This window comes from Flavobacterium sp. SOK18b (assembly GCF_014156605.1).
GTDB lineage: Bacteria > Bacteroidota > Bacteroidia > Flavobacteriales > Flavobacteriaceae > Flavobacterium > Flavobacterium tiangeerense.
In genome coordinates this window covers 1-12,508 of the sequence record NZ_QKNZ01000047.1, presented here as the reverse complement: position 1 = coordinate 12,508, position 12,508 = coordinate 1, and the positions used below count along the sequence as shown (strand labels likewise).

At 33.8% G+C, this 12,508-nt stretch carries 14 protein-coding genes and 2 pseudogenes; 4 read left to right on the top strand and 12 right to left on the bottom strand.

Annotation, left to right across the window (positions count from 1 at the left end; genetic code table 11):
* Positions 1–476: 476 nt before the first annotated feature.
* From DNC80_RS08875 to DNC80_RS08855, 5 genes and pseudogenes are all read right to left on the bottom strand, one after another.
* Positions 477–800, bottom strand: a complete 324-nt coding sequence (locus DNC80_RS08875) for a helix-turn-helix domain-containing protein (protein ID WP_099715361.1) — start codon at positions 798–800, stop codon at positions 477–479.
* 314 nt (positions 801–1,114) lie between these two features.
* Positions 1,115–1,426, bottom strand: a pseudogene (locus DNC80_RS08870) (heavy metal translocating P-type ATPase); the annotation flags it as partial.
* 35 nt (positions 1,427–1,461) lie between these two features.
* Positions 1,462–3,120, bottom strand: a complete 1,659-nt coding sequence (gene merA, locus DNC80_RS08865; RefSeq protein ID WP_132067384.1) for a mercury(II) reductase — start codon at positions 3,118–3,120, stop codon at positions 1,462–1,464.
* An 81-nt stretch (positions 3,121–3,201) separates the two neighbouring features.
* A complete protein-coding gene (gene merTP, locus DNC80_RS08860; protein ID WP_099715363.1) occupies positions 3,202–3,834 on the bottom strand; it encodes a mercuric transport protein MerTP in 633 nt (210 codons plus the stop codon).
* Entirely contained in the window at positions 3,831–4,211 is a 381-nt protein-coding gene (locus DNC80_RS08855) for a metalloregulator ArsR/SmtB family transcription factor (RefSeq protein WP_099715364.1), read from the bottom strand. The genes merTP and DNC80_RS08855 overlap by 4 nt, the downstream gene beginning before the upstream one ends.
* A gap of 489 nt (positions 4,212–4,700) precedes the next feature.
* Between DNC80_RS08855 and DNC80_RS08850 the strand changes: the two genes are divergently transcribed.
* The 4 genes from DNC80_RS08850 (at position 4,701) to DNC80_RS08835 (ending at position 6,656) form a co-directional block, all read left to right on the top strand.
* The gene (locus DNC80_RS08850) at positions 4,701–5,309 is read left to right on the top strand and encodes a cytochrome c (protein WP_086452968.1); all 609 of its coding nucleotides are present in this window, start codon (positions 4,701–4,703) and stop codon (positions 5,307–5,309) included.
* Between the two features lie 96 nt (positions 5,310–5,405).
* Positions 5,406–5,957, top strand: a complete 552-nt coding sequence (locus DNC80_RS08845; RefSeq protein WP_086452969.1) for a hypothetical protein — start codon at positions 5,406–5,408, stop codon at positions 5,955–5,957.
* Positions 5,958–6,022: 65 nt separating this feature from the next.
* The gene (locus tag DNC80_RS08840; protein ID WP_086452970.1) at positions 6,023–6,295 is read left to right on the top strand and encodes a DUF4136 domain-containing protein; all 273 of its coding nucleotides are present in this window, start codon (positions 6,023–6,025) and stop codon (positions 6,293–6,295) included.
* Positions 6,282–6,656: a DUF4136 domain-containing protein gene (locus DNC80_RS08835; RefSeq protein ID WP_086452971.1), complete on the top strand. Its 375-nt coding sequence runs from the start codon at positions 6,282–6,284 to the stop codon at positions 6,654–6,656. The genes DNC80_RS08840 and DNC80_RS08835 overlap by 14 nt, the downstream gene beginning before the upstream one ends.
* Before the next feature lie 169 nt (positions 6,657–6,825).
* Here DNC80_RS08835 and DNC80_RS08830 read toward each other — a convergent pair whose 3' ends face one another.
* The 7 genes and pseudogenes from DNC80_RS08830 to DNC80_RS08805 all read right to left on the bottom strand — a co-directional run.
* Positions 6,826–7,269, bottom strand: a complete 444-nt coding sequence (locus tag DNC80_RS08830; protein WP_158234602.1) for a universal stress protein — start codon at positions 7,267–7,269, stop codon at positions 6,826–6,828.
* Positions 7,269–7,361: pseudogene (locus tag DNC80_RS15805) on the bottom strand (heavy metal-binding domain-containing protein); the annotation flags it as partial. The pseudogene DNC80_RS15805 and the gene DNC80_RS08830, both read right to left, overlap by 1 nt.
* Before the next feature lie 45 nt (positions 7,362–7,406).
* A complete protein-coding gene (locus DNC80_RS08825) occupies positions 7,407–7,829 on the bottom strand; it encodes a membrane or secreted protein (protein WP_099715366.1) in 423 nt (140 codons plus the stop codon).
* An 86-nt stretch (positions 7,830–7,915) separates the two neighbouring features.
* A complete protein-coding gene (locus DNC80_RS08820) occupies positions 7,916–8,263 on the bottom strand; it encodes a four-helix bundle copper-binding protein (RefSeq protein ID WP_099715367.1) in 348 nt (115 codons plus the stop codon).
* A 205-nt stretch (positions 8,264–8,468) separates the two neighbouring features.
* Positions 8,469–11,060 carry a multicopper oxidase domain-containing protein gene (locus tag DNC80_RS08815; protein WP_220485218.1) on the bottom strand — a complete coding sequence of 864 codons (2,592 nt, stop codon included), beginning with the start codon at positions 11,058–11,060 and terminating at the stop codon, positions 8,469–8,471.
* 39 nt (positions 11,061–11,099) lie between these two features.
* Positions 11,100–11,585, bottom strand: coding sequence for a DUF305 domain-containing protein (locus DNC80_RS08810; protein WP_255493200.1), 486 nt, complete (start codon positions 11,583–11,585; stop codon positions 11,100–11,102).
* A 28-nt stretch (positions 11,586–11,613) separates the two neighbouring features.
* On the bottom strand, positions 11,614–12,508 hold an 895-nt coding region (locus DNC80_RS08805), incomplete at its 5' end, for a DUF2911 domain-containing protein (protein WP_255493199.1).

Genomic DNA, 12,508 nt, shown 5'->3' with positions numbered 1-12,508 from the left:
TATCTGATAGTTTTCTACACTAGTTCGTCACTCTGCCCCTGATAGCAACGAAAAGCCCGCAAAGGTAGGAGCCTAATAAAAACAAAACCCAAAACAGCGACCAACGGAAGCTCATTTTGGGTTTATGTTTTTAAGGCGATTCCCGCGGACTTGTAGTAAATAGCAGGAATAGGCAGCCAGAATATTAAAAGTAAAGTTTGGATAAAATTATTTCCCGATACAGAAAATAACTTTCCTTACTTTAATAGAGTTTTAAACTTCAGTGGTACAATTATGGTACAATTTAAAGCAAAATATCGCAAAATAAAACAAAGATATCCTTATCAAGATAACATAACTCATGGGAGTTGTTTATACAAAAATAGTTATAAACTTTGAATATTGATTATAACACTGACATAAAAAAAAACTAAGTGATGTATGATTAGAGTACTTATAGATGGAGGTTAAAAAGTAAAAGGTCAAAAATCTAAATATTAGATTTTTGACCTTTTTTCAATATCATTTTGGATTTCTAAATAAGTTTTTACCCGACCTGACTTAATCCATTTCATTAACTCATGTCTATAAAAATAAATACGTTTACCTTGTTTATTAACTGGGATTTCCCTTTTACATACTTTACTATAGATTGTTGATACCGATAGATCTAAAAGTTTTGATGCTTCTTGAATGTTTAGAACTTCTTCTTTATTTTCTTCTACATTAGAGATTCTTATAATAAGTTTTTCCAAATGCTCTAATTTATCATGAATTTTGTTCATCATTACGGGTATTTGGTCGAAAGTAAATGGCTTCATGGCGATCTGTTATTTAAATCTCATGTAAAAGTATTTAATACCAACATTGGAGATAATACATGTCCTTTAAAGGGGGAGTTTGGCTTTTAATTTCCAATGATTACTGGTTAAAGGACTATAAGAAATCTAATCCATTAAGGAGAAATGTTGGTTCGAACTGTTCGGTCAAGTAGCCCCGTCCAAACAAATGTCGAACTATTTTATTGAAGATTTGGAAAAATTAGAAAATATTTCCAAGTAAGTATTTCGAATTTAAGTTATAGATTCAATCCTTGATTCATGTTAATAATTAATTGTAAAATAGCTATACCAAATTAAAACTTCATTCGCTGTATTCTAACTGCATTCAAAATAGCTAATAAAGCCACACCAACATCGGCAAAAACAGCTTCCCACATGGTGGCTAAACCTCAGGCACCAAGAACCATTACAATTGCTTTTACTGTGAATGCCAACCCAATGTTTTGCCAAACGATTTGTTTTGTTTTTCTACCAATATTTATTGCTGTAAAAATTTTCGTGGGCTGGTCGTTTTGAATAACAATGTCGGCAGTTTCGATAGTGGCATCGCTTCCTAAATCTCCCTTGGCAATTCCTGCATCGACCAAAGCGATTACTTGTGCATCATATAGAATTGTAGTCGCGTTTTTCATATTAAAATTTAACTAGCACAACAGCTCAATTTGGCAACATCTTTTCCGAAAGTGATGGCAGCTAGTTTTATGCCTTCGCCTAATGTTAAATAAGGATAAAAACTTTCTGCCAATTCTTTTACGGTTATATTATACTTGATAGCCATACTCAATTGCTGAATGAGTTCGCCACCTTCGGGAGCAACAATTCTAGCACCAATCAATTTATCGGTTTCGGTATTTCGTATTAATTTGATAAATCCTCTTGTGTCATTGGCTGCAATAGCTCTTGGAACGTTATTTAATTCTAATTTGCTTACTTCAAAAGGAATGTTTTGGACTTCTGCCTGTGCTTCGTCCAATCCTGCTCCTGCTACTTGTGGATCGGTAAAAACTACCCAAGGCAAGGAAGAATAATCGGCTTCATTATTGGCTCCCGTAAAAGCATTTTCTACGGCAATTTTACCTTCAAAGGCTGCCGTGTAAACAAATGCAGGCGTGTTGGTAACATCGCCTACTGCATAGATGTTAGGTAAATTGGTTTCCATTTTTTCGTTAACCAAAATGTGCCCTGTTTTAGCAAGTTCCAAACCAATATTTTGCAATCCTAATTTTTGCATATTGGGTGTTGTGCCAGATGCCACTACAACTTTTCCTTTTTCGATAATTTGTGTAAAAGAACCGTCAGGGCATTTGCAATGGATAATGGTTTCATTTCCTTTTTTATCAAATTTTACTGCTCTAAAATTTGGCAGGATTTCTATACCTTCGTTACGCATTTGTGTTTCCAAGGCTTCACTGATGTCGGGCGTTTGTGTTCTCAACACACGATCAGTAAACTCGATGATACGCACTTTTACGCCCAAACGATTGTAAGCCATAGCAATTTCTAAACCAATATAACCAGCCCCCATAATGGTCATGCTTTCGGGTTTTTCTTCTAAATCAAAAAGCGAAACGTTGGTAAGAAAACCTACTTCGTTTAGCCCTTCAATAATTGGAATATTGGTAGTTGCTCCTGTGGCAATGATAAATTTTAGAGCCGTATATTTTACTTTACCATCGACCACAATGGTTTTAGTATCTAAAAATTCTGCCCAACCCGTTAGCATTTTCAGGTTATGAAAATCACTTACCACGTCCATATATTTTTTCTTCTGGAGCGTGGCTACCAATTGTTTTTTGTCTTTAATTACTTGAGCAAAATCTATAGCAACACCTTTGGGTTTGATGCCCGAAAAATTGGAATGTGTTGCGTGATAAGCTGTTTCCGCTGCACGAATAAGGGTTTTAGAAGGGACACAACCTACGTTTACACAAGTTCCGCCAAAGTCTAAACCACCGTTTACCATTAAGGTCGATAATCCTAAACTTTCGGCCTTTATAGCTGCCGAAAATGCCGCCGAACCACCACCGATGATAATTAAATCGAAGTGGTTTGCGTTTGTATTACAACATTTAGTTTCAGCAGTATGAGCTACTTTATAATTTTTTGTGCTGTTAATAGTATTGATAATTTCTTCTTTACTAGTTTTAGAAGGGTCGAAAGAACATTCGCAACTGCCGTTTTGATAACTCACTTTTACTTCTGTTACTCCTTCATTTTTGGTAAGCATTTTTTCAATGCCTGTGGCACAATGGTCGCAGGTCATTCCTGCGATATCGAGTTTTATATTTTCTGTTTTCATTTTCTTATTTTAATTAAATGCTTAATAATAGAGTCAAAAAAATTATTTGCAACCGTTTAGACCACAAACGTGTCCAGTTTGTCAGTGTGGAGGATTTACGGATGTTGGTACTTCTCCTGATACTTTGTAACCTGTGGTATTAATAGCTTTTATGATAGCCTCTTTGTTCGTTTTACTATTGTCAAATTTTACAACTGCGATTCCTTCGTTGCTATTAGCAGAAACGGTTACAATTCCCGGTAATTTGTTTATTTCATTTTTAACGTGATCTTCGCAACTGGCACAAGTCATTCCACTCACATTAAATTTTACTTCTTGTATATTATCAGAAGAAACAACAATTAGCTGTTTGTCCGCTTTTGGATAAAAAACTTGTCCATAGTATGGGAAAGCCATCATTAAAAAAGTAAACACCGTTACAATGCCTAAAAACTTTTTAGTTTTCACAAATGGTATTTTATCCTCTTCTTCACAAGTACATTGTATTTCTTCGGTCGTTCGTGGTTTTAGTTTTTGAGTCCAAGCAAAGCCCAATACCAAAACAGTTATTCCAATTAAGTAAGGGCGAAAAGGTTCTAACCACGAGAACGTTGATGCTACGCCAGAAGCTCCAGAAATAAGAGCTAAAACGGGCGTTATGCAACAAAGTGATGCTGTCACTGCTGATAAAATACTTGCTACAGCAAGTTTTCCTGATTTTGAATTTGTGTTCATATGAGTTCTAAATTTGAATTTTGACTAATAATGTATTTAAAAAAGGGACGAAGTATTTGTAATTGTTCTGATTTTAGAGAATAAAAAATAGTTTGGCCAGACCGTCTTGCTTCAATAACATTTCCGTCTTTCATTTTGCGTAGATGTTGTGAAACGGCAGGAATACTCATTTCTAAAATATCGGCAAGGTCGCAAGGACAAAGTTCATTTTCTTCTTCAAGAAGAAACATTATTTTTAGTCGTACTTCATTGCCAGCTAATGCTAATAAACCACTCAATTGTTCAAAAGCGTTGCTGTTATTTTCTAATTTGTTTTTACAGGTATTGATTTGATTTTTATCAGCCAAAACTCTTATACACGTTTGATTATTGTCCATTGTTGTAATTGTTTAAATTGAATACTAAACAAATGTAGTTAATTGTTTTATTATTTAAGCAAATGCTTAAATAATAAAAATAAGTTTAACATTTTACTTTGAAATGAATACTTCAATTTTTAAAGTAAATGATTTAGTATTGCTTTTCATTCAAACTGTACTCAAATTACCATCGGTAAATACTTTGACTTGAGTCATTATAAGCATTGACAAAGTGTTATTAGAGAGAGGTGACGGTAATGGCAGGATGGAAAGATCCTAAAACTCGTAATCGTTTTATGAAGTTAATCATTCCTACAGCATGATATATATTATTTATTTGTGGAAATAAAAAAATAAAAAATTCCAAGTTACATACTTAAATAAATCGTAAATTTATATTAAATCACTGAAGAATAGTGTTTTATATCTAATTCAAGTGTTTTTTAGTAAAAAGTATCGAGAATTTGTATTTCGTTGATGGTTTAATTTAAAAACTAAAACAGAACTATGAAAAAATCTAAACAATATGGTGAGTTCTTCAGTCACACTCTGTGTAAACTGCTCCGAACTGCCAAAATCGAGTTTGTAATCATTACCGCATTGATGTATGCACTGCTGATGCTTACTTCTTGCCGAAATTCCGAAAAAAACCAAGAACAAATTGAACAGAACCACCCTCAACAAAAGGGAGAAGAAAATGACAACTATGGACATAGTGGGCATTCACAACAAATGAATGAAACGCGCAAATGGTTAAAACAGGAATTGGGCGAAAAATATAATCAGTCCGTATCTCTCGGCACAGAGGAACAACTTGCACAAGGTAAAGACATATTCACAAAATATTGTCTTACTTGTCATGGAAGTGGCGGTAAAGGCGATGGTCCTGGAGCAGCAACATTACAACCAAAGCCAGCCGATTTTACTGACCCTGAACATTCATCATTTTATTCAGATCAGGGGCGAATATACCTCATAAAAAAAGGAATGAAGGGAACTGCAATGGCAGCATGGGAAAACATTTTAAGCGAAGAAGAAATCCTTTCGGTTTATGTTTATGTAAATTCTCTGAAAAATTCAGGCGAAATGATGGAACACCAAGGGCAAAATCATTAGGAAAATGAATGAAAAAAACATAAATAATTCAAATGATAATAACCGATTCAGAAAAGCAATTACATACAAATATATTTCGCAATTAAGCAAAAAGTAATGGCAAAAATTCTAAAAACAGTATGGATATGCACTATAGTATTACTACTATGGAGCTTTTCAGCTAAGGCACAGCAAAGATACCGAACCCGGGAAGGAAGTATAGAGGTTATTGGCTCGTACAGAGATTCCATAATAATAGCCTATAGCAATCGTTTGTTTGTTTTAATCAATTATGAAACTGCTGTAATGGAACTAACGTTTAATCCAGCTATTTTACGTACTAAAACAGATTCATTGAATGTGAAGCTTATCAACTCAAACATGGGGCAGGTAGTCCTGAAAGGACAACTGAACATTCCTTACGTGGAGACATTACAACATCCAGATCACAAACTAAATTTTGAAGCTGAGTTGCATTTGAATGGAAAGGCGAAAAGAATATATATAAACGGATTGCTTATACACATTGCAAGTAACGAAACCATTTCCTGTTTACTTACACTCAACTTTAAATTGCGTTTAAGTGATTTTGGGATCGATTTGCCAGAAGGATGGAACAATGAAATAACGATACAAATTTTTCAGACTGTACTTAAGAAATCAAACTAATGAAATCCATTCAAATCAAATAACAATAGCTTCACTAAGAAAGTGTTGCATAAAAAAATAGAAACATGAAAACACATAGAAAATTATTTAACTATTTAATTGGTCTTCTTTTCCTCGCTATTGCCGGATGCGGGGTTTATACGAAAATCACTTCCGATTATGATCGCAGTGTTGATTTTACAAAATACAAAACGTTTGCGTGGCTACCGAATAAAGACACAGCTCAAGGCGAATACAATAATCAGATTATTCGCAACAATACACGCAACTATTTCACTCATTGCATGGGAGAGAGAGGATACAAAATAAGCATTGATACACCGGATGTTTTTTCTTGACTTAGTTATCACTGCCGTTAAAAAGGAGAAATCAGTCAGTACTCCTGGTTACACTTATCCTTCGGGTTGGTATTATCACAACCCCTATTACTATCATTATCCCAGCAATCACTATTACCTCCATCACTATAATTACAACTATACCACTTATGTAACCCAAAAGGTCGAATATACAGAAGGCGCAATCACGCTGAATATAATTGACAGGAAACTGAATAAACTTGTATGGACAGGAACTGCTAAAGGGGATTTATATGACCCATCTTATATTGGGGATAACTTACATCCTGCTGTGTATGACATTCTTGATAATTATCCCATAAAACCTATTAATGGACACAAGCGTCCGAAAAAAAATTAGATTCTCTATTGGTAATGAATTAAACAACAGACCAAGAAAAATTAATGAATATAAATCTTTTTCACAATATATTTTCAGTAACGAACTTACATTAGGTTCTTAAATCTAACAGTAAGTTCAATAATACCGTACTACAAAATGGAAATGTGTTTGTCCATTGTTAAGTTTTTTATTTACGAACAATTTCTACCGAACATTTTGCATGTAACGCAACTGAATGCGAAACAGAGCCTAAAACAAAACGCTCGATTGCTCCATATCCGTGTGAACCAACTATAATCAAATCGGCTTTAAATTTTTCGGCTTCGTTAAGTATTACACTTTTTGGTGAACCTGCAACTATTTTTGTGGTTACTAACAGATTTGGATTTTTATTTTCAAGAATTTCGGCTGCACTTTTTGCATTTTTTTCTGCATTTTTAAATGCGTTTTCATCAAATTTCGCATTGTATTCGTGAGAAACACCCATTGGTTCTAAAGTGTTTAAAATGGAGGTAATTTCATATGCGGCAAGAATGCACACTTCGGTTTTGGGCGGAAATGGCCTGTTGGCAATTTCATTAATTGCTGTTTTACTATATTTTGAACCATCGGTTGCTAGTAGAATTTTCATTCTTTTTTCTCCATTAAATTCATTCCGCATTTGGGACATTTTCCGGGTTTATCCGAAGTAACTTCTGGGTGCATGGGGCAGGTATACGTTTTTTGAGTTTCCATTTTTTTTATATTTTAATGTTGTTTGTATTTGTATTATTTGGACATATCCATATTTTTATCCATTCCAGTCATTTTGTGTGATTGCATTTTTTTATCATTCATCATATCCATCATTTTAGGATTATCCATCATCGATTTACACATTTCAGACATCATCGTAGTATCTGTTTTAGATGCTTCCATCATTTCGGTCATCATTCCTTTCATCATAGCTGGATTATCCTTCATCATTTTCATCATATTTTCGTGATTTGTCATCATCATTTTTCCTTTACTACTGTTCATCATTGCTTGCATCATATCTTTAGACATATCGCTATTGTTAGCAATAGTATCCATAATTGCCTTTTTTGTATCTGAATTTGAAAGAATTTGATTTACATCAGTTTTGGATTGGCACGATGTAAACAAACCAATCGATACAATAATTAATGTGATTTTTTGTAATGTTTTCATAGTTTATAATTTTGATTGTTTAAAATCTCTTAAATAATTCCTCTAAACGAAACTTTATTTAAGAGATTGAAATACTCACATTTTACTCATTTTACGGTGCTTAACTTACTCATATTACTGCACTCAACAGCACATTTTCGACAGGATTCCGCACAATTTTTGCAATGCTCCATGTGTGCATGTTTTTCACATTCTTCGGCGCAAGCTGTACAAATTTCGGCGCATAATTTGCAGATTTTTTCCGTAAACTCACTTCCGCTTGCCATAGCCTGCATTGCAAATAAACAAATAGCTGCACAATCATGATCTAGTTTTATGCAACGCGCTAACATTTTTACGTCTTGCTCATTCAAGCATTCACTTTCGCAATGCGAACATTCTACTGCACATTCTGAACATGCATCGATACAATCTTTAAATTTTTGATGACTCATCTTTTTTAAATTTAAATTGCGAATTAATTTTCGCAGTTTAAAGGTAGCTTTTTAACTTGAAAAAGTATTGTGAAATTCTAATAAAAATTATATAATTCACACATTATCAGGAATGTATATTGGTTTGTAAAAAATGTAATTGCAAAAAAAGGACGCTTGTCTTTTAGAACAAGCATCCTCCATACAAATTTGAAATTTGAGTTTCTTAATAATTAAAAGTAGCACCTAATCCCATTCCCATATCACTATCATAGTGTGTAGTGATTCCAAAGTTTCTTTTGACAATGTAGCGTAAACCTGCCATATATTCTTTGTCGGTATTCCACATTAAATTCATTCGTAGTCTTTTTGAAACTGGAATGTCTTTTCGTTCAAACTGTAAACGTACATTTCCGTCGGTAAAAACTTCGGCTTGAGCGACTATAAGCATTGGTAATGTGTAATTAACCCCTGCACTAAAAACAGCTCTGTTGTCTTTGGTATTGGTTTGCCCAAAAAGATTTCTTTCTTGATTGTCTATTCCCCCTTTTCTATATCTCCAATCAAAACCTATAAAAGGCATTAACCATTGCATTTTTCCAATGTATCTTCCAATATGAGTTTCGGTTTCATAACCGTGCATATCATTGTATCCTAATCTCCATTCTGTTCCAATACTCCAACGTGTACTTTGATACATAGCTTCTCCATCGTTTCCGTTTGTTGCAAAATCATTTTCTGCCATAAAGTGAAAAGCTCTATCGTCAGCAAACAATTTTCGTCGTGCTAATTTAGGATCTGGTATTTCGGGATTTGGTGCTTGGTTTTCATAACTAAAAACCCTGCCCATTCCGCTCATCATGTGATACAAAATATGACAATGGAAAAACCAATCGCCTTCTACATTGGCATTAAATTCGAATACATCGGTTTCCATTGGCATTATATCCACAACGTTTTTTAGAGGAGCATAATCCTCTTGACCATTTAATAGTCTAAAATCGTGACCGTGCAAGTGCATTGGGTGTCGCATCATAGAATTGTTGTGAATTGTGATGCGAACATTTTCGCCTTTTTTAATTAATATTTTATCCGCTTCGGAAACCACTTTGTTGTCTAAACTCCAAACATAACGGTTCATATTTCCTGTCAATTCAAATTTTAATTCTCTTACTGGTGCATCTTTAGGAAGTATCGTTTTAGTTGGCGATTTTAACATTGCATAATTTAAGGTAGTAATATCCGAAAGCGCATTACTATTATAATCGGCTTCGGTCATTTTCATATCCTTCATTTTTTTATCGCTTTTCTTTTTTTGTTCTCCGGTAATTTCTGGGTACATTACTACATTCATATCCATTTGATTGTAGGACATATTCATTCCCATATCGTCTAAATCGCCGTTCATTTTCATCATCCCATTCATCATTTTCATTCCCTCAAAATATTTAAGCTTGGGAAGAGGTGTAATAAGTTGTTTGATACCATCCCCAATAAAATAAGAAGCTGAATACAATCTATCTTCGGTGGTGGCTAAAAATTCAAAAGCAGTTTTATCGGCAGGAATAGTAACTAGAACATCGTAAGTTTCAGAAACACCAACAATTAATCGATCTACTTCTACAGGTTCTACATCGTTACCGTCATTTGCAACTACCGTTATTTTTCCACCGGCATAAGTAAGCCAAAAATAGGAAGAAGCCCCACCATTAGATACGCGTAAACGTACTTTATCACCTGCTTTTAAAGGTTTTCCATCAATACTTTTCACATCCGTACTTTGCTTACCATTCATAAGGATTTTATCGTAAAATACATCGCTTACATCCATTGCATTCATCCTTTTCCATTCATTTTTTAATTTAACACCTAAATAACCTTGCTTTATGGCTTCTGTATAACTTTGGGTTGTTCCTTTTTTGATTGCTGGATAATCGTTTGCGTTGTGCAACATTCTATGTACATTTTTTGGATTTAGATCTGTCCATTCGCTCAATACTATAGGAACGGTTGGCAAATCATCAATACCCTTTCTAAAAGTTAGATCATCCGTTTTTTTATTCATAATAAATGAACCATACATTCCGATTTGTTCTTGCAATCCTGAATGGCTGTGGTACCAATGTGTTCCTTGTTGGATAATCGGAAATGTATATTTGTGTGTCGTGTTGGGCTTTATTGGCATTTGTGTTAAGTTTGGCACACCATCTTCTTTGTTAGGTAAAAACAAACCGTGCCAATGCAACGATGTTTCTTCATCCAGTTCATTATGTACATAAATTTCAGCGGTATCGCCTTCGGTAAATGTAAGTGTAGGCATCGGTATTTGTCCGTTTACAGCAATGGCTCTTTTAGGTTTACCTGTAAAATTTACGATGGTGTCTCGCACATATAAATCGTAACGCACTGTTCTTGGTGGTGTGTTGTTTTCAATTTTAGTTACGGTTTCTAGAGTTGCTTTTGTCATATCCATAATGCTCATATTATGATTTTGATGTGAAGCATTAGCATCCGTTTTCATATTGTCCATGCTACCCTTCTTTTCAGAAGTCTTTTTCATGGGAATTTGCATTTCATCATGCTTCTTCACCACCGTTTTTTTACCCGTTTTAGCTTTCTCCTTTATCAACGTCATTCCGCATTTAGGACATTTTCCCGGTTTGTCAGCGTGAATTTCGGGGTGCATTGAGCAGGTATACGTTGTGGGCTGCACCTTTTGCGCCTTTTCCTTTTTTGACATATCCATACCTTTCATATCCTGTGCATGGGCAAAGGAATAAATAGACATGATGAATATTAATACTATAATTTTTTTCATTTTTTTAAGTTTAAAATTGATTTACAAATTATTTTGGAGTTATTTATCTAATTCTTTAAGCTTTGCTTTCATTTGTTCAATTTCTGCCTGTTGGCTGGTAATAATATTTTTAATTAATTCCTTTATTTCAGGGTCGGTAACCGATGACTCTTTACCCATTAATATTGCTGCAGCATGGTGTGGTATCATTGATTTTAAAAATTCTTTATCTCCAACCGCTGCCTGTTGCCTAATGCCTGCAAAAAATAGAATCAAAGCAATAAATCCAGTGACAACCAGTGAAATATTTAATTTCTTATTTCCGTACATGCTACCCATCACTAGAAGTTCAATTATGAGCATCGGCATGGTCATCAGTCCAGCCATGTAAAATTGGTTTATATTGGGTATTACATTGGCAAAAACATCTACCATTGCATACATTAGTATGTACATAGCTATAAATGATAACACTATCATAATCGCTAATTTCTTGTACATAGTCAAACTTAATTCTTTTGAATGCTCTTCTGTTGTGTGTTTCATTGCCATAATTTTTTGATTTAAAATTAATTTATTTTTTTAATAGTAACTCCAACTCTAAAATTTGTTTTTTAAGTGATTCAACACTTTTCATTTTTTTTAATTCTGCTATTGATAAAGCTTTTTTACCTGCTTCAATTGCACTTGGATAGTCTTTTAGTTCCGTTGCTATTTTTTGTCTCAAATTAGGATAGTAAAAATTTTGTGGATCTAATTTTTCGGCTTCAATAAGCCAAGCTATTGCTTGTTTGGAATCTCTGTTTGTACTGTAATAATAGTTTGCTGCTTGAAATAATAAATTAGCATCTTGAGTTTTTTCTTTAATGATGTTTTTATCTATTACTGCTAAAATATTTTCATCTGCTTTGCTTTTCAATGGAATTTTCACCATCGAATTTTCCCATATTATTTTTAGAAATCCCTCCCCTTTACTGTTAACATCATTTATTTCGATTGTAAATGTTTCATATAAATTGGGTATGCTTTCTACTGGAACTGTAAAACGAAAAACATCTTTTTTGGCATCGTATCCGGTTTCTCCATGTAATGTAGTATCTGTATTTACAATTATTGTCCACTCCTTTTTAGAAGGTATTGTGAATATTGAGTAACTACCCATTTTTAAAGTAGTATTTCCAAATACAATATCTTCGTTGGTAGTTATTGAAGTACAATCACTAGCGCCAGTTCGCCAGAGTTTTTCAAAAGGTACTAATTCACCAAATATTTTTCTGCCTCTTGCTAGTGGTCTGCTGTAAGAAACTTTGATTATTGTGCTACCCAATTCTTGTTCAAATGATGCAGATGGACTTGCAGAAGTTAGTTTTATTTGAACTTTTTCTTGTGCCGAAATTATTAAAGCTTGTAAAATAAAGAAGTGTATTAGAATTATTTTTTTCATGGTTTTTGATTTTAAATTGATTTTA